This window comes from Ruegeria sp. BA2, assembly GCF_056539605.1.
Map to the genome: position 1 here is coordinate 158,762 of NZ_JBQFVE010000007.1, position 20,749 is coordinate 179,510.

Consider the following 20,749-nt stretch of genomic DNA (forward strand, 5'->3'; position numbering starts at 1 on the left):
CCAAAAATCGGCGCATCAGGTCAGCAATGCAGATCGGCCACGGTATCCACATCGCGCAGATGATCCAGCATTGCCACACGGCACCCCGGGACTGATGCCAAAGTGTCAGCCAGCGCGTGTTCCGTCGACCAGCGCACATCATGAAACAGCCCCGAAGGTAATGCGCCAAAACGCTGCGCCCCGACCAGCCAATAGCCGCCATCCGGCGCAGGCCCGAACACAATCTGGGCCCGGCCCAATGCGCCAAATGCGCGCGCGATGTGACCGAGCGTGATCCCCGGGATATCGGCGCCAATCAGGCAGACGGGCCCTTTCGGGGCATTGCGAAGCAACCGGCCCATGCGATCCCCCAAATCTCCGCCTCCCTGTGCCGCGCGCGGTAAGTCAATTGGCCAGACCCGGCTATTCAACCCTTCCCGGTCGGGCGAGACCGCCAGAACAATCTGCCAGCGCGGGTCACGCAAGCGCCGGATCAACGCGCGTGTCTGATGCCGGAACCACCAGGCCGCCCCAACCATGCCAATATCGCGACCCAAACGGGTTTTCACCCGGCCAGGGCGCGGTTCTTTCACCATGATGATCAGCGTTCTTTGCATGGATCAGGCAAAATAATCCGTCAAAATACGCGTATATATCGCCTTGAGCTGGTGGATTTGCGCCACCTCGACGCATTCATCAACCTGATGCATGGTGCGCCCGACCAGACCAAATTCAACCACTGGGCAGTGGTTCTTGATAAAGCGGGCATCCGACGTGCCGCCTGTCGTCGAAAGTTCCGGACGCACATTGGTTTCCGCCTCGACAGCCTGCGCCACCAGATCGGATAGCGGTCCGGGTGGGGTCAGAAAACTTTCGCCCGAGATTTTGATTCTGGTTTCGACCTCGACTCCGAACGCCTTAGCAACGGCATCCGCTTCGGATTTCAACCACTCGCTCAGGCTTGCGCCTGAGTGCAGGTCGTTGAAACGGATATTCACTGTTCCCGCGCATTGCGCAGGGATAACATTTGTCGCCGGGTTGCCCGTATCCATCGTCACCACCGCCAAAGTTGAGGCGTCGAAATGATCGGTCCCCTGATCCAGTTCGTGACTGGCCAGCCGGTCCATCAGCCGCGCCATCGCTGGCAACGGGTTCTTGGCCCGGTGCGGATACGCCGAATGCCCCTGTACTCCTGTCACAGTGAACCAAGCGGTCATCGACCCACGCCGGCCGATCTTCATCATCTCGCCCATCGTATTGGGGCAAGTCGGCTCACCCACCAGACAAACCGACATCCGCTCATCCGCGGCATCCATGTGATCGAGCAAGGCGACTGTGCCGTCCAGCGCATCACCCTCTTCATCCCCGGTGATCGTCAGGATCACCGCCCCGTCCGGAGGAGTGTTGCGCACAAAGTCAATGGCCGCGGCCGCAAAGGCCGCCACACCCGACTTCATGTCTGTCGTCCCACGGCCATACATCACACCATCGCTGACTTCCGCGCCAAACGGGGCCATGGTCCATGCCGCCTCGTCACCAACCGGTACAACATCCGTGTGACCATTGAAGCCAAAGCTGCGTGCGTGCCCTTTCTGGCCCCAACGCGCGAACAGATTGCTAATGCCGCTACGATCCACGCGGGTGCATTCAAACCCTGCATCTTCAAGCACATCTTGCAGCAGAACCAATGCTCCGCCCTCTTCGGGTGTGACCGAAGGGCAACGGATCAGGTCTGCTGTCAGCTCTACTGGATCGGTCATATTGGGCCTCTTGTCCAAAGGGGTGCCTGTGTTCGTGCACAGATTCAACGAATTGCCCGGATTGCCAACCCCGAATAAACGAATTCCCAGCCTGAAAGCACCAGCACCTTGATTTTGCACCTCGGCAAAACATGAGCGTTGACCCAGCGGCTGCCTTGCCGCGTGGCCCCGAAGTGCGATAGAGCGCCGCGAAACAGGTGATTCAACATGAAACGCGTCTTTTTCGCATTGATCTGCCTGACTTTCGCTACTTTCGTGCAGCAAAGCCAGGCCCAGACCCTTACGGTTACAACGGTAACCCGCCCTCCGTTTTCCTTTGTCGAGGACGGGGCCCAGACCGGCTTTTCGATGGACCTGCTGGCCGCACTCTCGGAATCGCTTGGCTGGGAATACACCGTGAACAGGGTCGAGAATTTTAGCGAGATGCTCGGCGCGGTGCAGGATGGCTCGGCTGATCTGGCGATCGCCAACATTTCGATCACCGCTTCGCGTGAAACCCAAATGGATTTCACACAACCCATCTTCGAAGCTGGTTTGCAGATCATGGTGCCGTCCGAGGCAGCGCGCCAGCCGTCACTGCTGCACGCCCTTCTGTCGCGTGAGCTGTTCATCGCGATCGGCCTGGCTTTTGCGATATTGCTTGGCGGCGGAATGCTGATGTGGAGCTTCGAGAAACGCGCGCAACCTTATTTCGATCGCAAGCTGAACGAAGCGTGGTTCCCATCGTTCTGGTGGGCCCTCAACCTCGTGGTGAACGGCGGGTTTGAAGAGCGGATGCCGCGCACACCGTTTGGACGCCTTTTAGGTGTTGTGCTGGTTGTGTCTTCATTGTTCATCGTCTCGGTTTTCACCGCCCGCATCACTTCGGTGATGACGGTGGATGCAATCACTGGCAGTGTGAACTCGGTCAATGACCTCTATGGAAAACAGGTCGGCACCATCGCAGACTCAACCGCTGCCAGTTTCCTGAATCGGCGCGAAATTGAATTCACCGGCTACAGCGATCTGCAGAACATGCTGACCGCGTTCGAGAGCAAGGATCTGGATGCCGTTGTCTTCGATGCGCCGATCCTGTCCTACTATGCCAACCATGAAGGACGCAGGATTGCGACAATGACCGGTGGCGTATTCCTGCGGGAAAACTACGGTATGGCGTTCCCAAGCGGCTCGCCCTTAGTCGAAGATGTCAATCAGGCGCTGCTGTCATTGCGCGAGGATGGCACCTATGACGAAATCTATCGCAAGTGGTTCGGCGCGCGGAACTAAGCGGTTTCCTCATCCCCGAAGAATGGCGTCATCTGCGCGACGATTACGGCGTTTTCATCCAGCGCGCGCTGCATCAGCGACCGCTCATCCGCGTCGATATCATGACCCTGCGCCTCTCGTTCGGCTAAGGTGCCATATCCTGTGACATCCAGCGGGGCGGTGTCGGCCTGTTTCAGGATCGCGACCGTTTCACGCACGGCCTCGGCCTCATCGACGCCACTTGCAAAACACATCAGCGCCGCTCCGGTTGCACCATCGGGCAGCCCGTCACCTTCCTTGCGGCCAATCTGAACCAACAACGTATAGACCTGCTGGCGCGAGGGTTTTTTCTGCTTTTCCATATTGCCCGCAATACGCGGGGTCGGTGAGACGGTCAACTCAATCGCAGTTTGGACCAAGCAGATGGTCCAGCAATATCAGAGCAGCGCTCCGCTGCGTGTCACGCCAACCCGCACGCGGTTTCAGTGGCATCACCGCATCCGTGTTGAAATAGATTGCGGACACCCCTGCTGCAACAGCCTGAACCTTCTGAAGATCGGCCCGCGGTCGTTCTTGCAAGATTTCCGCGGCGATCCTGTCCTCGAAGTCATAGACAAACCCGAGCAGAGGTTCTCGCAATCCCTCATGCTGCTCTGATGCCGCGACCAATGCGGCGAACACCGCCGCACCCTCCGAGGAATAGCTGCCGCGCCCGAACAGGGCCTCAGTCATCGCATCTATCCGGCCCGAAGGTGGTAATACATGAAACAACTCTTCAACACGCTCGGCGAAAACCTTCAGAACGTGATCCAACAGCTTGCGCACCATCTCGTCCCGGTTGCCCAGATAGTGGCGCAACAAGGGCCGCCCGACTCCAGCCTCTTCAGCGATGCGCGCCTGGGTCGAGCCATCCAGCCCGTACCGCGCAACGCAGCGCATGAAGGCGTTCAGAATTTGCTCGGATCTTGTGTCTTTCAAGCTGGGGCGCGGCATCAGAAACCAGTCATCAAGTGCGGGAAGAAATCGGCCACAACATAAAGAATGCCCAGTCCGATCCACAGAACAACCAATAGCCAGAAGACAGCGGGATTTTCAAACCGTTCAATCGGCTCAACCAGAAAGGCCTGCCCTGAACGCATGGCCAATAGACCCCAAAAGATGAACAACACCCCCCAGGCGGCGTAGAATCCGGAAAGGGTTGAAACAAGAAGGACCAACAGCACCAAAAATGTCATCCATTTTTGATGCCTCAAGCTTTGAACAAAACTCATCCTGCCTCCATGCGGCGGTTGAAAAATCTTAAGATCAAATCTGGACATTCGGCGGTTTACTGTCAATATTGATTATTATCATTTTTGACAATAAATGGAACTGACGATGCCGCCGCTAACTGCCCTTCCAGATCACCCGCAACAACGCCTCCCGCGTGAGGCCTATGTCTCGGACAGCTGGTTTGAGGCCGAACAGAAATCCCTGTTCAGCAATTGCTGGACGTTTGCCGGGGTAACCATGGATTTTCCCGAACCCGGCGATTTCAGAACGGTCCAAGTCGGGGCCTTCGCGCTCATCGTCATTCGGGACGCCTCAGGTGGACTGCGTGCCTTCCACAATCAATGCCGCCACCGCGGAACCGAGTTATTGGAAGGTTGCGGCAATGCGGGCAAGACCATTGTCTGCCCCTATCACAACTGGGTCTACAATCTGGATGGCGCCTTGCGTGGAGTCCCCGCGCAGCGCGAATGCTTTCCAGACCTCGACAAAAAGGCGACTGCGTTATACGGCGCTTCGGTTGGGATTTTTCGCAACCTCGTCTTTGTACATCCCGAGCCGGACCAGAGTTTTGACGCTTGGATTGGTGATCTGGATCAGGTCCCATGGCCTCATGACCTTGCGTCCAGCGATCTGCAGGAAAATCCGGACGATGTGATCTACGAAATCAAGTGCAACTGGAAAGTCTTCTTCGAAAACGCCGTCGACGGCTATCACTTGGCCTACCTGCACAAAGATACGCTGGGCGGCCCAACCCATGACAAGAATCTTTGGGAGGTCTTCGGGCGTAACATGGTTTGGTGGTCGACCGAGCGTGAAGGTGTCAAGCACCGCATCCCGCAATTCGTCGAGAACTCGGCCAAAGGGTCCGGCATGAAGATGGTTCGGGGCGCAGAAACACCGGGCTATGGCGGTGTTTATATGCTGTTTCCAAACACAATCCTAACGCCGAATCCCTGGGGGTTTTCAATATCAATCATGGAGCCGATAGACGCCAATACGACGATGCTGCGGGTCAGAAACTGGTCACCCAAAGGCTGGTTCACCTACACACATCGCGCTGCGGATATCCCCGGTTATGACGCGGTAAGCGGCCGGATCAAATCTTCTCATTGGACCCAGCACCCGCTGGAAACCGGGGATTTCCAGACTGAAGACGTATGGGTATGCGAAAAGATGCAGCGCGCACTTCAATCGCCCAGGTACCAGGTTGGACCGTTGGCCAAAGGCGCAGGCGGTGAAGCGGCGATTGAGTTTTTCCAGCAAACGGTGCTGGAATTCATGCCAAAATAGCAAAAGGCCGCAGAGCCTGCGCTCTGCGGCCTTTTCAAACAGAATTCGATTGGATCAGTCGCGCAGCAGCTCGTTGATCCCGGTTTTCGAACGGGTCTTTTCATCAACGCGCTTCACGATCACTGCGCAATACAGGCTGACATTGTTCTTCGAGGGCATCGAGCCTGCAACAACAACCGAATACGGCGGAACCTCACCATACATGACCTCACCGGTTTCGCGGTCAACGATCTTGGTCGACTTGCCGATGAACACACCCATGCCCAGAACCGAGCCCTCGCGGACGATGCAGCCTTCAACCACCTCAGACCGCGCGCCGATAAAGCAGTTGTCCTCGATGATAGTCGGGCCAGCTTGCATCGGCTCCAACACGCCGCCGATCCCGACACCACCCGACAGGTGGACGTTCTTGCCGATCTGCGCGCATGAACCAACGGTAGCCCAGGTGTCAACCATGGTGCCTTCGTCAACATAAGCGCCCAGGTTCACGAATGACGGCATCAGCACGACGCCCGGAGCGATATAAGCGGATTTGCGGACCACGCAGTTCGGAACGGCGCGGAACCCGGCTGCGCGCCACTGGTTCTCGCCCCAACCGGCAAATTTGCTGTCCACCTTGTCCCACCAACCGCCGCCTTGCGGGCTACCTGTCTGAATTTCCATATCCTTGATGCGGAAGCCCAACAGAACTGCTTTCTTTGCCCACTGGTTTACATGCCAATCACCGCTGTCCAGCTTTTCCGCAACCCGCAGTGACCCGCTGTCCAGCGCGTTCAGCGTGTCTTCGATCGCTTCACGCTGCTCACCGGCGGTCGCGGGCGTGATTGTATCACGTGCCTCCCAGGCGGCTTCGATGGCGGCTTCCAGTTGCGCATTGGACATGGGGCGTCTCCCTAGAGAATCTGTTCACGTTGGTGTGGCCTATACGCAAGCAGGACCCATGGCGCAATGCGACGCAGGTCCCCTTGTTTGCGTCAATCTTCTGTTAGGGCCGCCATCGCGGCAAACATGTTCTGGTCATTTTGCGTTCCTGCATTGGGTGCTGTCAGCAAGACATCACCGTAAAAAACCGAATTTGCCCCGGCCAGAAAGCACAATGCCTGCTCGGCAGTCGAGAAGTCTGAGCGACCGGCTGACAGGCGCACGCGTGTCCGTGGCATGGCGATCCGTGCGGTCGCGACCATGCGCACCAGATCAAAGATGCTTACCTTTTCCTGATGCTCCAACGGAGTACCCTTGATCGGAATCAAAGCATTAATCGGCACGCTTTCGGGGTGCGGATCGAAATTCGCTAGCACTTGCAACAGCGAAGCGCGATCCCGCAAAGACTCGCCCATGCCGATGATACCGCCACAGCACAAATCGATGCCTTCATCCCGGCAATAGCTGAGGGTTTCAAGACGATCCTGATAGGTGCGCGTGCCGATGATCTCACCATAGTACTCAGGTGAGGTATCGAGGTTGTGGTTATACGCCGTCAGCCCTGCCTCGGCCAAGCGCTTGGCTTGATGCGGCTTGAGCATGCCCAGCGTCACGCAGGCCTCCATCCCCAGATCTCGTACGCCGCGCACCATGTCCAACACGTTGTCGAATTCTTCGCCGTCCCGCACCTGACGCCACGCAGCACCCATGCAAAACCGTTCTGCCCCTGCATCCTGCGCCCGTTTGGCAAGCGAAATGACATGCGCAGGGTTCATCAGTTTTTCTTTGGTCAGTTCGACCTCACGATGATGCGCTGATTGCGGGCAATACGCGCAGTCTTCCGGGCAGCTGCCGGTTTTGATCGACAACAGGCTCGCTTTCTGTATGTCGTTCGGGTCGTGATGCGTACGATGTACAGCATTTGCCCGTCCCACGAGGTCCAGCAAAGGAAGGCGCAGCAGCGCCTCCACTTCGTCAACAGTCCAGTCGCTGCGGATTTCCTGTCCGGCATCAAGCATCTGATCGCGACCCGCGAATTTTCTGCATCAAACCTGCCGGCAGGCCGATCACCAAGACAGCCGCCAAGGCGATTTTGACCAGATCGCCCGCGATGAAGGGGCTAAAGCCATAGGCCAGCACCTTGTCGGCAGGTACAAACTGGGCCAACCAGCCCAAACCCAACGCGTAAATAACTGCAAGGCCGACAAGCATGGCGGGGGCTAGATACAGTTTACGAAGATTATCCGCCGCCCAGCCAACAATGAATGCCGCAACAACAAAGCCCAGCAGATAGCCGCCGGTTCCGCCCATCATATAGGCCAGCCCGATGCCTTTTTCTGGCGTTCCGGCGAATACTGGCAGACCCACGGCGCCAGCAACCATGTAGCCAATCACGGTCGCAGACCCGAGCCGCATCCCGAAGGTCGCAGCAATCGCCATGACCGCCGCAACCTGAATGGTCATCGGCACGGGCCAGAAAGGCACTTGTATTTTTGCACTTGCGGTCAACAACAGGATACCTGCCACGACCCGAATGATATGCCCCGTAAAGCCTAACGCACCTGCAGCGGGCAGGTTGGATTGAAGGGTGGTTTTCATTGGCTTTCCTTTTTATAGATAATTTATACCTGATTCACAGGTCAGCATCTATTTTATCTATTAAAAAGCAAGTGAAATCTGTTACGCCCTTGCAATCTAGTATTAAACTGCTTGAAATTATCAGCTGGCGCGCCGAATATGACGCACAAGTATCGATGTTGCAGCTGCTACATCTTTACTCTTGAGCGCCTGAATGATAGCTGCATGATCCGTATCAACACGCTGCACCCATTTGGGTCGCCAATGCGCAAACAGGTGCCGTGCGCTTGCGATGTGCAAATCATCAATTGCATGCAGCAGACGCGGTAATCCGCATGGGGTCAGGATCGCACGGTGAAAGACCCTGTTCCGCGCTTCCCACAGCGGCATGCTATCAGCGTCATCGCACGCCCTTCTTGCGTCATCGGCCGCTTTCAATGCCGCTGGTGTCATATTCTGGGCGGAATGCTGCATCGCCAGCGTCTCCAGCGCGACGCGCATTTCGATCACTTCACGGACTTCGGCAGGGTCTAGGGCAGTGACGCGCATACCTTTGCGCGGCACACTTTTGGCCAACCCATGTGCCTCGAGCCTCAGCAATGCCTCTCGCACCGGCACATGGCTGGTCTCAAAGGCGCGGGCAATGTGGTCTTGTCGCAGCTTCTCACCTGCAGCCAGATCACCGGTGATGATTTGCTGGCTAAGAGATTGATATATCGTGTTCGCGATGGTTGCCGTCATGAATTATAGATAAAATTCACAACCTGCATCCACAAGCGGTATTTTCAACTCGTCAGAGGGTCTGGCGCGATGTTCCCTCCGCAAACCAGCACGGCCACACGCTCATCCGGCTCAGGTTGATAGGCACGAGATGTCAAAGCTGCTAAAGCCGCCGCCCCCGCCGGTTCAACCAGAATACGATGGGCCTGCCACAAGGAGTTTTGGGCTTGTGATATCGCGTCGTCAGAAACCAGAACCGAGGTCATCCCCTGAGCCAGCCTAAAGCAGATGTCACCAATTCGTCTGGCGCCCAGCGCATTTGCCGCAATGCCCGAGACAGACACATCAATCGGCTCACCCGCAGTCAGTGCCGCATTCAGCGCGCACGATGTTTCCGGCTCGACCGCCACAACCTTGCGCGCACCCTGGAACCAGGCCAGCGCTCCGGCTATCAAGCCACCACCACCCACAGCCACCAGCACGGTATCAGCTTGTAGACCCTGAGCGTCCCATTCCGCAAAGCACGTCCCCTGCCCTGCCACCGTTGCGGGCGCATCATAGGCGTGGATTTGCATAGCGCCGGTGCTTTCTTCATGCGCCTGCGCCATGGTCAGAGCATTGGCATATTCCCCCGGAACCACGCTCAGATCAGCTCCGATCCGTTCAATCAGCGCGATTTTGGATGGTCCAGCAAGCTCGGGCACAAAAATTTTCGCAGGATGCCCCAATGCCTTTGCCGCATAAGCCGCTGCCGCACCATGATTGCCGCCTGATGCCGCCACCACACCCGCCGCAGGCACATCCATGCTGAGCAAGGTATTGAACGCGCCGCGCGCTTTGAAGCTGCCGGTGTGCTGCATGTGCTCCAGCTTCAGCTCGACCGGGTAGCCCAGCGCATGGCTCTGCATCACCGGCGTGATTTGCGCGTGTCCGGCAATGCGATCCCGCGCAGCTAATATTTCACTTTTCCAATCCATTCTTGTCTTTCCGTGACTGGCACTCTGCCCGCGAACCCTATAGCTGTTTTGAAAACACGCAAGCAGGGAACCCCGTTCATGAGAGAAGATCGCCTCAGCCCTTTCCGCGATGCCCAAACCGACCGCTCGACCGCGAGCGAGGTGCCGGATACGCCGCAAACGCGGTCTCCGGCATATCGCCTTGCCTTCGCTGATGATGATTTCCTGTGTCGGGATGAGCTGCGCCCAGTTCGCCTACAGCTCGAACTGCTGAAGCCCGAGATGATCATGACCGAGCGCGAGATCACCTCGACCATCGTCATGTTCGGTGGTGCGCGCATCCCGGAACCCGCTCAGAAACACACCGCCCGCACCGAGACTCTTGCTGGCTTATCGAAATACTATGATGAGGCGCGGGAATTTGCGCGGCTAATGACGGAAAAATCGAACCAGACCGGTTGCCGTGAGAACGTGATCGTTACCGGCGGTGGCCCCGGTGTGATGGAAGCGGGCAACCGTGGTGCTCAAGATGCAGGCGGGTGTTCCATCGGCCTGAACATCGTGCTGCCGCACGAGCAGGCACCGAACCTATACGTAACGCCTGATCTCAGCTTCAACTTCCACTATTTCGCCATCCGAAAGATGCACTTCCTGATGCGCGCCCGCGCCATCACCATCTTCCCCGGTGGTTTCGGTACGATGGATGAGCTGTTCGAATCCCTGACGCTAATCCAGACCGGTCGCATGGATCGCGTCCCCTTCCTACTGTTCGGGCGTGAGTTTTGGGAAAAGGTCATCAACTGGGAGGCTCTGGCTGATGCAGGCACCATCTCGGACGAAGATCTTGACCTGTTCCGCTTTGTCGACACCGCGCAAGAGGCGGTGGATATCATCGAAAACTGGGAACCCGCGCCCCCACGCGATGAAATTCCGGGGCGCTGAGCCATGAGCCCGAAGGCCGGAGAAATGTTGCACCTTCGCGGGAACGCCTTGAACAAGGGCGAGCCTGTGTCCCTGCCGCTGACCCAAAGCAGCATGTACCATCTACCGGGCGCGCCGGATGGGCACGCCAGCTATGGCCGGGTCGACAACCCGACCTGGGTACATCTTGAGCATGTCCTGTCGCATCTGGAAAACGCCCCTTGCCTCAGTTTCCCCTCTGGCATGGCAGCCATTTCGGCGGCACTGTTTGCAACGGTCAAAGCCGGATCTCGGCTGCTGATCCCGTCTGACGGGTACTACGTGACGCGGCTTTTGGCCGATCGGTTTCTGTCTAACTTGGGCGTCTCGGTTGTAGAACGTCCAACCACCGCTTTCGCAGAAGGCGGCTTTGAAGGGTTCGATGTGGTGTTTCTGGAAAGCCCCTCGAATCCTGGTCTGGACATGCTGGACCTATCCGCGATCGCCGAATCCGTGCGCACAGCCGGTGGAATCACGATCGCCGATAACACTACGATGACCCCTTTGGGCCAGCGCCCGTTGGACCTTGGCGTTGATGTGGTGGTGAGTTCAGATACCAAAGCGATGGGCGGACACTCGGACCTGCTCATGGGCCATGTCGCCAGCCGTGATGCTCATGTAATGGAGTGCGTTGAAGAATGGCGCCGAGTCTCTGGTGCGATTCCAGGGCCACACGAAGCTTGGTTGCTGCACCGCGGACTTGAAACGCTGGACGTGCGATTTGACCGGATGTGCCGCTCGGCGCAGGTTCTGGCCGAACGGCTGGCCGCGCATGCCGCCGTGAGACACATCCGTTATCCCGGGCTACCCAATGATCCGGCGCACTCATTGGCCGCAGCACAAACCAAACGGTTTGGATTCTTGCTGAGCCTGACGCTTGAGACCGAGGCCCAGGCGGAACAGTTCATCAACACTTGCCCACTGCTGCGCCCGGCCACTTCCTTTGGCGGCGTCCACAGCTCGGCCGAGCGGCGTGCCCGATGGGGGGATGCTGTCGATCCGGCTTTCATCCGCCTCTCTGTCGGTTGTGAACCGGTAGACGAACTGTGGCAGGCTTTTGAGGCCAGCCTTGAATCGCTGTGACTATTTCTTGGTCTCGCGCAGTTCGGGAAACACATAAATCGGCAGCACAATACTGCCGATCAGTGCGCCCAGCCACACCAGCAAGGTTGCGGCCAACAGGTTCGAAATACCGCCAATCGTTAGCCCTGCGGTGATCAGATCCGTGACCAGTAGGCCAACAAAGGTCACGATCAAGGCTATCCCGCCTTTCAGTGCCGGTGCCTTCTTTTCCCCCAGCTTCAGGATCAGCGGCTCGGCTATGACCTGAACAAGGGTAAATACGATCACCACCACGATGAAGGAAATCGGCCGGATCGCAAACTCCGACAGCAGCAAACTGGCCAATAACAGCCCGATGGCGTTCCCGGCCAACAAAGCCAGCACTGATTTGAGTCTGCGCGTCATGGGTGATCTCCGTCAATGAACACTCTGAAACATCTTGATATTAGCAGAGCATCGGAGATTTACGAGACAATTTAGCCCCCTCTTCTTTTTGACCTGTTGAAATCAATTGATAAAATACCTTCATCAAGGCCAAACCCCACATCGACGAGAGGCAAGATGAGCGACGACCCCTATTCCGTACTTGGCGTCGCCAAAGACGCCAGCGATGCCGAGATCAAGAAAGCCTATCGGAAGATCGCCAAAGAATGCCACCCGGACCTCAAGCCGGGCGATGCCGAAGCCGAGGCCAAGTTCAAAGCCGCCGCCGCTGCTTATGACCTGCTGAAAGACCCGGAGATGCGCAAACGCTACGACAATGGTGAGATTGATGCCTCGGGTCAGGAGCGTTCACAGCAGCACTATTATCGCGACTATGCTGAGGCTGCAGGCAACCCCTATCGCGGATATTCGGCCGAGCAGGACGACATGTCCGATATCTTTGCCGAATTCATGCGCGGGAGGGGAGGATATGGCCAGCGGAGCCAAGAGTTCCACGCGCCGGGTCACAATCTGAACTATTCTCTGCAGATCAGTTTTCTGGACGCCGTTTTCGGAGCCAGCCAGAAATTGACCCTCCCGGATGGCAACCGGATTGAGGTAAAGATACCGGCGGGCATCACCACCGGTCAGACCATCCGCCTACGCGGCAAAGGCGCTCCGGGATATGGCGAAGGCCCTCCCGGTGATGCGTTGGTCACCATTTCGGTCGCGGATCACCCGGTTTTTGACCGCCAGGGCGATGACATTCACATCACGCTGCCAATCACCATTGATGAGGCCGTTCTGGGCGGCAAGGTTCCCGCGCCCACCATCGACGGTGGCGTCAATGTCAGCGTTCCTGCCGGTACCAGCAGTGGCAAGACCCTGCGTCTGCGTGGCAAAGGGGTCAAGAAACGCGGTTCGTCCGACCGGGGAGATCAGTTCATCGAACTGACTGTCGCAATGCCAGAGAAGGTGGATGATGAGTTAAAGCAATTCATGGAGAGATGGCGCGAAACCCACAGCTATGATCCGCGCAAAGGAATGCCGTCATGAGCCGCACATTGACCGAAGCCGAACTGATAGACACCATCGCCCGCCTGACCTCGGATCGCCTGACCGAGTATCTGGCTGCCGAAATCGTAGTCCCCGAACAATCGGAACAAGGGCTGCGCTATCAGCGCATCGACGTCGCCCGGCTTGAACTGGCCTGCGAGTTGCATGACCAGTACGATATGGAGCCAGATGCATTGTCGATGATGATCTCTCTGATCGACCAGATGCATGGGCTGCGGGCCGAGCTGCGTGAGGTTCTGAACGCGGTCGAGGCGCAACCAGAACCTGTTCGCCAACAACTTATCGAGGTCATCGGCACAGCGCGATTCCGTCGCAGCTAGCGGGGTTTTGGGCATAAGGATTTTGGCGTAGAAGGCGCTCTTGATCCTTTGCCCGGTAGTCCCATGACCCAGACCCGATCCGAATTGCTGATGCCTGCGGGCAATCTGCGCAAGTTGAAACTCGCCATTCTTTATGGCGCGGATGCGGTCTATCTGGGCACGCCTGATATGTCGCTGCGCACAAAATCCGAGTTCTCGCTGGAAGAGGTGATCGAAGGGGTCGAGTTCTGCCACCAACATAGCCGACGCGCCTATCTGACGCTGAACCTGTTTTCGCACAACAAGGACATCCCGAAGCTGGACGAATACATCGAAACGGTCCGCAAGGTTGAACCCGATGGGTTGATCATCGCTGACCCCGGCGTGTTCCAATATGTCCGCGAGCGGGCACCGGAACTGCCGCTTCATATCTCGACCCAAGCTAATATCTGTTCCTGGCTATCGGTGAAGTTCTGGCAGGATCAGGGGGCCGAGCTTGTGGTTCTGGCGCGCGAAGTCTCGTACCCCGAACTGGTCGAAATCCGCGAGAAGTGCCCGGACATCAAGCTTGAGGCCTTCGTCCATGGCGCCATGTGCATGACCTATTCGGGCCGCTGCCTGCTGTCGAATTTCATGGCCGAGCGCGGCGCAAACCAAGGTAATTGTGCCAATTCCTGCCGTTGGAACTATGGTCTGAAGCTGCGTCTCAAAGACGGCACCCATCAAGAACTACATATCACCGATGAAAACGCCGAGCTGTTCGAATTCCTGCTTGAGGAAGGCTGCCGCCCCGGTGATCTGATGCCCATCGAAGAGGATGATCGCGGCTCGTACATCCTCAATTCCCGCGATCTGTGCATCATGCCCAAGCTGGATGAATACCTGAAGATCGGCGTCGACAGCCTTAAGGTTGAAGGCCGCGGTAAGTCGGAATATTACGCCGCAATCGTCGCGCGCGCCTATCGTATGGCCATCGACGACTATCACGCCGATCCTGAGAACTGGGACCCGAAGCCTTACATGCGCGAACTCGAAACAGTTGGAAACCGAGGATACACTCTGGCCTTCCACGAAGGGCGATTGACCAACTACGCACATGATTATGAGCACACCGCGTCAATCGCGCAGTGGGAATATGCCGGGATCGTAACCGAGGTGACCGACGATGCCTTTTTGGTCGAGGTAAAAAACAAGCTGGAACCGGGCGATGTTCTGGACTTCGTGTCGCCGATTTCGCGCGATACCGTGCTGTTGCGGGTCTACGATTTCGAACGTGCATCGGATGGGAAGCGGCTTGACATAGTGCATGGCAGCTCGAAAACCGTGATCCGCCTGCCCTTCACTTTGTTCGACCACGAAGATATCGACGATCTGCGCGCCCGCTTCCCGGTTTATTCGGTCCTGCGCAAGGAACGCGCCCTGACCGACGAGCATTGGAGCCGCATTCGCTTTGACAAACTGGTTCAGGGGCTAGAGACCTCGGGGCGCGACAACCCCGACGCTTATGCCCGTCGTAGGAATGAGCTGGTCGAGAAGATCGGCGAGGACGGCAACGAACGCCGCTTCAAAACCAACCGGATCGGCACCGAAGGCTGTTGCGGCAAAGGCTGCAACGGCTGCCTGATCTTTTGGCAGGACGACAAATATGCCCGTGCTCGCGAGGCTCTGTCCAAACGCAAACAGGGCGAGCAGCTTAGTCGTCAAGAAGCATCCGAACTGAAACTACCCGACCTAGCAACCTGAGCCTCACTCAGTAACACGAAACTCTTCTGGCACGTAGAACGTATAGTCCCGGTCAGCGACGGCCTCGTGACACACATGGCAATATTCAACCTCTGAGGCGCGAAACCCCATCGTGTCGCCAAACAATGAGCCATCGGGCATCACCATAATGTATCGCCAATCCGCGGTCTCAGGATTCGTTCCTGCCGGGAGCTTCTCCATCACGAACAGTGCGCCGGGATGGATATTACCCTCATCGGTGACGGTCATGCTGTCTTTGGCAAGAACTGAACCTACAGGCAGGACCTCTTCTTCCTGCATGGTTCCGTAGTTATGCGCCATACGGTTGGCATAGCTGTTGACGTAGCGCTCACCATGCGTTGCTGAAATATACGGTGCATCGTTGAACAACGGCCAGTTCTGATAGTTGCGGATCAAATCCAGCTGCGCAGCGGCATAGCCCCGCGACATACGCCGCATCAATGACTTATAGTGCTTTTGCGCCTCTTCCTTGTTCAGATCAGCCGGGTTTTCGATCGCTAGATGCGCATCTTGATCTGCGGTTTGTGCATAAGCTGCATGTAACGCAACCCCCGAAATCGCAGTAACCGCTGCGATGCCCAGAATTTGCCAGTGACTTACAATCATATTATGGCCTCCCTGACTGATCAGTTCGCCTAAATGCCGCTTTGATCATGAAAAATGGTAGCGGCCTTTAATGGTGTTGCCAGCACCGCACTAGCAATCTCACCACCTTGTGTAAGCCGGTGAAATCCCCCATCCAGAGCGGATACGGGTCAAATATAGCAAATTTTGAATGCGGGAACAGCCGCCAATTCATTAAGTTTTGCAAGAGACGGCTAGTCTTCAACCCTTAGTGGTTCAGCCCCGCCTCAGCCTCGATCTGTTTGCGCGATTTCCTGGCACGCTCGGTCGCCGACTTGAGCTGACCACAGGCGGCCATGATGTCTTCGCCGCGTGTTTTGCGAATGGGTGAGGCATAACCGGCCTGATAGATGATATTTGCAAAGGCCCGAATACGGTTGTTCGAGCTGCGCTTATACGGCGCGCCCGGCCATTCGTTGAACGGGATCAGGTTGATCTTGGCCGGGATTTTGTGACGTTTGATATGCTCGATCAGCCGATGCGCGTCTTCATCGCTATCGTTTACGCCATCCAGCATCACATATTCGAACGTAATCCGCTCGGAGTTCGAGGCATTGGGATAGCTGGCCAATGCCTGCAACAACTCTTCGATATTCCAGCGCTTGTTGATTGGGACCAGCACATCGCGGGTCTCATCCGTGGTCGCATGAAACGAGATCGCCAGCAGACAGCCGATTTCTTCAGCCGTACGCGCAATCTCAGGCACCACGCCAGAGGTCGAGAGCGTGATCCGGCGACGCGAAAGAGAAATCCCTTCTGGGTCCATGGCGATCTTCATCGCGTCACGGACATTGTCGAAGTTATAAAGCGGTTCACCCATGCCCATCAGAACGATGTTCGACAACAGGCGGGTTTCGTCCTTTGGGGCACCGGGTGTGGGCCATTCGTCAAGATCATCGCGGGCCATCATGACTTGTCCAACAATCTCGGCCGCTGTCAGGTTGCGCACCAGCTTCTGTGTGCCTGTATGACAGAACGAACAGGTCAGCGTGCATCCGACCTGCGAAGAAATACACAGCGTACCGCGATCCTCTTCGGGGATATACACAACTTCGACTTCGTGTCCGCCGGCAATTCGGCAGAGATACTTGCGTGTGCCGTCTTCGGACACCTGCCGCGTCACAACCTCGGGGATTTCGATCACGAAATGCTCGGCCAATTGAACGCGGTAGGCTTTTGCCAGATTGGTCATCTCGGCAAAGTCGCGTACACCCCATTGGTAGATCCACTGCCAAATCTGCCCGGTGCGCATCTTGGCCTGCTTTTCCGGCGTACCGTGTTCAATCAACGCTGCGCGCAATTGATCGCGGGTCAAACCGACAAGGTTGATCTTCCCCTCGGGCAGTTTACGGGGGATGGTCATGACGTCTTGAGTGATCGGCGCTTTGGGCGACATGGTGGCGTATCTCAATGGATTCTGGCTTGGGATGCGCCTCTATATAGGAACGCGTGCAAAGATCAAAAGAATTCGTGCTTCAATTTGCAAAGCGCAGTAATTCATCGACCCGGGCTCGACCAAGGTCAACCCGGCAGGCCGTGATGGCAATGCCCGTTCCTAATCCTCCGCCAAACGACGCACCTACCGCTTCGCACTGAGTATCGCGATAGGCGATCCATGCATTTTGCGAGGCCTCCAGAGCGGGGACGGCCACAACACGCTCGGTGACTCCATCCAGTTCTTTGGCGGCCTCCATCGCGAGCGCATAGCTAGCTGTTATGGCCCCGTCCACACGTGCCTCCATCTCCGAGACACAGGCTCCAATTTCGACCTGCGATCCGGCGTCGTCGCATTCCATCGTCGGATCTGCCAACGCGGCAAACGGGAACAAGATCAGGACCCAGCGCATTAATTGCCTCCTTTAGTGACGCAAGCTCTCGACTAATATCTAGCACAAAGCTCCGGCTGACAAAAAATTGGCCCTAAACGAAAGACCCCGCCAACAGGCGGGGTTTGGAGTCTAATCAGTTTCTCACTTAGTTCGTGCAGCGTGTTTCCGCGTCTTCGATCGCTGCGGTGAAGCCAAGCAAGGAAAACGTATCTTTGGTCTGCGTCCCGCGTTCCGAACGGGCGGTCAGCACGGCTTCGCTGCCGCGTTTCATCGCTGTGACAATCTTGGCGTCGTCCGAAGCTGTCGCCGGCCACGCCCATTCGCCATCGGTGAACAGCTCAAACTCGCTGCCATCGACAACCAGATTGACCGTCGACCCAGAAGCAAACGGATAGCCGCCAGTAAAGGTCACTTGCCCTTTTACCTCGGCATTCGGGCGGTAGAACACGAACAGCAGGATATCGCTGCGACGTACAGAAACGACCCGGCCACCTCGTGTGTTCACCGTCTCTTTTGGGGCAGAAACACTCCAGCATTCGGTGGGGTCTTCTTCGACAAACACGCTCCAGTCGGTCTTTGCCGCAACGCGGTTTGTACTGGTCGCCTGCTGAGCGACCGCCGTTGTCGCCATTCCTGCCACACACAGGCCCGCAATCACGCGGACGAGCTTTAGTCCCATCTGTCCAGCCTCCTAGCCCGACCTAATACCTCATACCCATCGGAGATGCGTGCGAACTCTGCCGGTTCGTCTGTTCAGTTGCGTATTCCGATGATTGTCGACATACACACACTAACGCAGGTTTCGCCACAGGCGAAAGGGCGATTGGCAGATTTTTGCGCATGATGAAGAGGGTATCCATGACACAAGCCGTTCCAATGACAGAACTCTGGCGCGGATCGCTTTTGGAAAGCCTGCATTTGGGTCACGCGGTGATCTTTGACGATAGTGGACAGATCGTGCACAGTTGGGGTGATCCGAACGCAGTGATCTACCCCCGATCCTCAGCCAAGATGATCCAGGCCCTGCCTTTGATCACCTCGGGCGCGGCCGCAAAATACGGTTTGAACAGTGAACATTTGGCCTTGGCCTGTGCGTCGCACAACGGGGCACGTATCCATACGGATCGCGTGACTGCATGGTTGGACCACCTCGGTCTGTCCGAGCCCGATCTTCGCTGCGGTCCGCAGGAGCCAGCTGACATGGCAGCCCGGGATGGTCTGATACTGGCAGACGACACCCCTTGCCAGATTCACAACAATTGCTCGGGCAAGCACTGCGGCTTTCTTACATTGGCACAGCATATGGGGGCCGGACCCGAATATCTTGAGATTGATCACCCGGTTCAGCAGGCCTGCCTGTCTGCCATCGAAGAAACCACCGGCGAGACCAGCCCAACATACGGGATTGATGGATGCTCTGCCCCGAATTTCGCAACGTCGCTGGTCGGGCTCGCCCGTTCAATGGCATGGTTTGCCTCGGCTGCCGATCGGTCAGACCGATCCAGTGAAGCGGCGGCGCAGTTAACGGCAGCTATGGTTACGCACCCCGAACTGGTCGCAGGCGAGACCCGCGCCTGCACCGAGCTAATGCGCGCGATGGACGGGCGCGTGGCGATCAAAACAGGTGCCGAAGCTGTTTTTGTCGCCATCATCCCCGAAAAGCGGATGGGCGTTGCACTGAAAATCACCGATGGCACAACCCGCGCGAGCGAATGCGCCATTGCCGCAATACTTGTGCATTTGGGCGTGCTGGAGGCCGATCACCCGGCCACCCGCAAATTCATGAACGCCACGCAATACAGCCGCCGCGGGCTGGAATGTGGTGTGATCAAACCCTCACCGGGTTTCCCCGGCTGAGGCTTACATCTCGATCTCGTGAACCTCGGCCACTTCGACCGAGCCCGAGCCATTCACGACCATCGGGCAGCCTTTGGCCATCTCGGTTGCGGCCTCAATGCTGTCGGCCTTCACCACCGTGAAACCTGAGGCCGGATTTGATCCGCCATTGTCTTCGACCCCTCCGCTGCTGACGGTGTAGGATTGGCCCACGGGATTCCCCGGTATTTCCAGGGAACTGCCAATATCCTGAAACCACGCACCCCAGGCGGCCATGGTCGCCTCAATCTCGGCGGGATCGGTCGGGGTATGACCCCCGTGATACACAAACAAATATTGGGGCATATTGCTCCTCCCTGATGAAAACCTATTTGCAAAGCGCTTCGAGCTTGCGCAGCGACGATGTCCAACCTTCGTTGTGGTTCGTGGCCGATTCAGCATCGACAAGCTCACGATGATCGACCACCAATCGCGATCCGCTGTCAGTCGCAGTGACCAAAAAGGTCACATGGCTTTCTGCGCCACGTTGATCCTGATCGTCGTGCCAGGCCCACGTAAACCCGACCGACTTTGGCCGGTCGATATGGGTGACATGCCCTGAGACTTTGAATTGCTGACCCTCGCCATTCTGCATCACAGAATACCACGGACCCAGCCGTGAAAAATCAAGGTCGTGTTCCGGCACATGCAAGCCCTCGGGACCCCACCACTGCAACAGTTTTGCACCATCGCTGACCCAAGCGAACAGGTTCTCGGGGCTTACCGGGAATTCCCGCTCAAGTCTCAGGTCGGCCATGAATTTTCCCTTTCGATAATATCGCTAAGACGGTCGAGGCTGGTTTCCCAAAACTCACGTTTTGAAATGGTCCAGTCGGCAATGGCGCGCAAACCTTCGGGCCGGATCGAATAGATCCGCTGCGTGCCCTGAACACGCTGTTGAATTAGCCCGGCTTCACGCAGAAGCTTCAAATGGCGCGAGATTGCAGCACCAGACATGCCGCGCCCATCAATCAGATCACCGGCGGACAGTTCACCGTCCTGCATCAGTTGCTCGACGATCGAGAACCTTGTGGCATCCGACAACGCGGAAAATGTGGTCAGAAGTGTATTCATGACCGCTGTTTAACATTTACGTTAAATAAAGAGAAGCCCCG

At 57.0% G+C, this 20,749-nt stretch carries 26 protein-coding genes; 8 read left to right on the forward strand and 18 right to left on the reverse strand.

The window, feature by feature from the left end; translation table 11 throughout:
- Positions 1–20: 20 nt before the first annotated feature.
- Positions 21–596, reverse strand: a complete 576-nt coding sequence (locus ACR0NN_RS16135) for a TIGR04282 family arsenosugar biosynthesis glycosyltransferase (RefSeq protein WP_170724988.1) — start codon at positions 594–596, stop codon at positions 21–23.
- A 3-nt stretch (positions 597–599) separates the two neighbouring features.
- Entirely contained in the window at positions 600–1,739 is a 1,140-nt protein-coding gene (gene dapE / locus ACR0NN_RS16140; RefSeq protein ID WP_170724987.1) for a succinyl-diaminopimelate desuccinylase, read from the reverse strand.
- A 207-nt stretch (positions 1,740–1,946) separates the two neighbouring features.
- On the opposite strand from dapE, the gene ACR0NN_RS16145 reads away from it, so the two are divergent.
- On the forward strand, positions 1,947–3,005 hold the full coding sequence (locus ACR0NN_RS16145) for a transporter substrate-binding domain-containing protein (RefSeq protein WP_170724986.1): 1,059 nt from the start codon (positions 1,947–1,949) through the stop codon (positions 3,003–3,005).
- Here ACR0NN_RS16145 and ACR0NN_RS16150 read toward each other — a convergent pair.
- The 3 genes from ACR0NN_RS16150 to ACR0NN_RS16160 are packed head-to-tail and all read right to left on the reverse strand — an operon-like array spanning position 3,002 to position 4,255.
- Positions 3,002–3,346 (reverse strand): hypothetical protein, encoded by a 345-nt coding sequence (locus ACR0NN_RS16150; RefSeq protein ID WP_170724985.1) that lies wholly within the window; start codon positions 3,344–3,346, stop codon positions 3,002–3,004. The two genes, ACR0NN_RS16145 and ACR0NN_RS16150, sit on opposite strands and share 4 nt — an antisense overlap.
- A 37-nt stretch (positions 3,347–3,383) precedes the next feature.
- Positions 3,384–3,977 carry a TetR/AcrR family transcriptional regulator gene (locus ACR0NN_RS16155; RefSeq protein WP_170724984.1) on the reverse strand — a complete coding sequence of 198 codons (594 nt, stop codon included), beginning with the start codon at positions 3,975–3,977 and terminating at the stop codon, positions 3,384–3,386.
- A complete protein-coding gene (locus ACR0NN_RS16160; RefSeq protein ID WP_170724983.1) occupies positions 3,977–4,255 on the reverse strand; it encodes a hypothetical protein in 279 nt (92 codons plus the stop codon). Before ACR0NN_RS16160 ends, ACR0NN_RS16155 begins: the two co-directional genes overlap by 1 nt.
- A gap of 94 nt (positions 4,256–4,349) precedes the next feature.
- On the opposite strand from ACR0NN_RS16160, the gene ACR0NN_RS16165 reads away from it, so the two are divergent.
- The gene (locus tag ACR0NN_RS16165) at positions 4,350–5,546 is read left to right on the forward strand and encodes an aromatic ring-hydroxylating oxygenase subunit alpha (RefSeq protein ID WP_480685077.1); all 1,197 of its coding nucleotides are present in this window, start codon (positions 4,350–4,352) and stop codon (positions 5,544–5,546) included.
- 54 nt (positions 5,547–5,600) lie between these two features.
- Here ACR0NN_RS16165 and dapD read toward each other — a convergent pair whose 3' ends face one another.
- The 5 genes from dapD to ACR0NN_RS16190 form a co-directional block, all read right to left on the reverse strand.
- Positions 5,601–6,428, reverse strand: a complete 828-nt coding sequence (gene dapD / locus ACR0NN_RS16170) for a 2,3,4,5-tetrahydropyridine-2,6-dicarboxylate N-succinyltransferase (RefSeq protein ID WP_170724982.1) — start codon at positions 6,426–6,428, stop codon at positions 5,601–5,603.
- 92 nt (positions 6,429–6,520) lie between these two features.
- The gene (gene bioB / locus ACR0NN_RS16175; protein WP_170724981.1) at positions 6,521–7,486 is read right to left on the reverse strand and encodes a biotin synthase BioB; all 966 of its coding nucleotides are present in this window, start codon (positions 7,484–7,486) and stop codon (positions 6,521–6,523) included.
- Positions 7,479–8,066: a biotin transporter BioY gene (locus tag ACR0NN_RS16180; RefSeq protein ID WP_170724980.1), complete on the reverse strand. Its 588-nt coding sequence runs from the start codon at positions 8,064–8,066 to the stop codon at positions 7,479–7,481. The genes bioB and ACR0NN_RS16180 overlap by 8 nt, the downstream gene beginning before the upstream one ends.
- 120 nt (positions 8,067–8,186) lie before the next feature.
- The gene (locus ACR0NN_RS16185) at positions 8,187–8,786 is read right to left on the reverse strand and encodes a GntR family transcriptional regulator (protein WP_170724979.1); all 600 of its coding nucleotides are present in this window, start codon (positions 8,784–8,786) and stop codon (positions 8,187–8,189) included.
- Between the two features lie 44 nt (positions 8,787–8,830).
- Positions 8,831–9,742 carry a threonine/serine dehydratase gene (locus ACR0NN_RS16190; protein WP_170724978.1) on the reverse strand — a complete coding sequence of 304 codons (912 nt, stop codon included), beginning with the start codon at positions 9,740–9,742 and terminating at the stop codon, positions 8,831–8,833.
- A 78-nt stretch (positions 9,743–9,820) separates the two neighbouring features.
- Here ACR0NN_RS16190 and ACR0NN_RS16195 point away from each other — a divergent pair, with 78 nt between their 5' ends.
- Together ACR0NN_RS16195 and ACR0NN_RS16200 are read left to right on the forward strand one after the other, a co-directional pair.
- Positions 9,821–10,663, forward strand: a complete 843-nt coding sequence (locus ACR0NN_RS16195; protein ID WP_170724977.1) for an LOG family protein — start codon at positions 9,821–9,823, stop codon at positions 10,661–10,663.
- A 3-nt stretch (positions 10,664–10,666) separates the two neighbouring features.
- Entirely contained in the window at positions 10,667–11,764 is a 1,098-nt protein-coding gene (locus tag ACR0NN_RS16200; protein ID WP_170724976.1) for a cystathionine gamma-lyase, read from the forward strand.
- Here the strand turns inward: ACR0NN_RS16200 and ACR0NN_RS16205 are convergent, their stop codons facing one another.
- Entirely contained in the window at positions 11,765–12,148 is a 384-nt protein-coding gene (locus ACR0NN_RS16205; protein WP_170724975.1) for a hypothetical protein, read from the reverse strand.
- 156 nt (positions 12,149–12,304) lie between these two features.
- On the opposite strand from ACR0NN_RS16205, the gene ACR0NN_RS16210 reads away from it, so the two are divergent.
- The 3 genes from ACR0NN_RS16210 to ACR0NN_RS16220 all read left to right on the forward strand — a co-directional run bounded on the left by ACR0NN_RS16210 (position 12,305) and on the right by ACR0NN_RS16220 (position 15,285).
- A complete protein-coding gene (locus tag ACR0NN_RS16210) occupies positions 12,305–13,222 on the forward strand; it encodes a J domain-containing protein (RefSeq protein WP_170724974.1) in 918 nt (305 codons plus the stop codon).
- Complete coding sequence (locus ACR0NN_RS16215; protein ID WP_170724973.1) at positions 13,219–13,563, forward strand: hypothetical protein; 345 nt, start codon at positions 13,219–13,221, stop codon at positions 13,561–13,563. The genes ACR0NN_RS16210 and ACR0NN_RS16215 overlap by 4 nt, the downstream gene beginning before the upstream one ends.
- Before the next feature lie 63 nt (positions 13,564–13,626).
- Positions 13,627–15,285 carry a U32 family peptidase gene (locus ACR0NN_RS16220; protein WP_170724972.1) on the forward strand — a complete coding sequence of 553 codons (1,659 nt, stop codon included), beginning with the start codon at positions 13,627–13,629 and terminating at the stop codon, positions 15,283–15,285.
- Between the two features lie 3 nt (positions 15,286–15,288).
- Here the strand turns inward: ACR0NN_RS16220 and ACR0NN_RS16225 are convergent, their stop codons facing one another.
- The 4 genes from ACR0NN_RS16225 to ACR0NN_RS16240 all read right to left on the reverse strand — a co-directional run bounded on the left by ACR0NN_RS16225 (position 15,289) and on the right by ACR0NN_RS16240 (position 18,438).
- A complete protein-coding gene (locus ACR0NN_RS16225) occupies positions 15,289–15,912 on the reverse strand; it encodes a cytochrome P460 family protein (protein WP_170724971.1) in 624 nt (207 codons plus the stop codon).
- 226 nt (positions 15,913–16,138) lie between these two features.
- Complete coding sequence (gene rlmN / locus ACR0NN_RS16230) at positions 16,139–17,326, reverse strand: dual-specificity RNA methyltransferase RlmN (protein WP_170724970.1); 1,188 nt, start codon at positions 17,324–17,326, stop codon at positions 16,139–16,141.
- Between the two features lie 79 nt (positions 17,327–17,405).
- Positions 17,406–17,777: a lysozyme inhibitor LprI family protein gene (locus ACR0NN_RS16235; RefSeq protein WP_480685083.1), complete on the reverse strand. Its 372-nt coding sequence runs from the start codon at positions 17,775–17,777 to the stop codon at positions 17,406–17,408.
- A 127-nt stretch (positions 17,778–17,904) separates the two neighbouring features.
- On the reverse strand, positions 17,905–18,438 hold the full coding sequence (locus tag ACR0NN_RS16240) for an invasion associated locus B family protein (RefSeq protein WP_170724969.1): 534 nt from the start codon (positions 18,436–18,438) through the stop codon (positions 17,905–17,907).
- A gap of 179 nt (positions 18,439–18,617) precedes the next feature.
- On the opposite strand from ACR0NN_RS16240, the gene ACR0NN_RS16245 reads away from it, so the two are divergent.
- On the forward strand, positions 18,618–19,616 hold the full coding sequence (locus ACR0NN_RS16245; protein WP_170724968.1) for an asparaginase: 999 nt from the start codon (positions 18,618–18,620) through the stop codon (positions 19,614–19,616).
- 3 nt (positions 19,617–19,619) lie between these two features.
- Here ACR0NN_RS16245 and ACR0NN_RS16250 read toward each other — a convergent pair whose 3' ends face one another.
- The 3 genes from ACR0NN_RS16250 to ACR0NN_RS16260 are packed head-to-tail and all read right to left on the reverse strand — an operon-like array spanning position 19,620 to position 20,708.
- Positions 19,620–19,940, reverse strand: a complete 321-nt coding sequence (locus ACR0NN_RS16250; RefSeq protein ID WP_170724967.1) for a YciI family protein — start codon at positions 19,938–19,940, stop codon at positions 19,620–19,622.
- A gap of 22 nt (positions 19,941–19,962) precedes the next feature.
- Entirely contained in the window at positions 19,963–20,391 is a 429-nt protein-coding gene (locus ACR0NN_RS16255; protein WP_170724966.1) for an SRPBCC family protein, read from the reverse strand.
- Positions 20,379–20,708: a metalloregulator ArsR/SmtB family transcription factor gene (locus tag ACR0NN_RS16260; RefSeq protein WP_170686901.1), complete on the reverse strand. Its 330-nt coding sequence runs from the start codon at positions 20,706–20,708 to the stop codon at positions 20,379–20,381. Before ACR0NN_RS16260 ends, ACR0NN_RS16255 begins: the two co-directional genes overlap by 13 nt.
- Between the last annotated feature and the right edge of the window lie 41 nt (positions 20,709–20,749).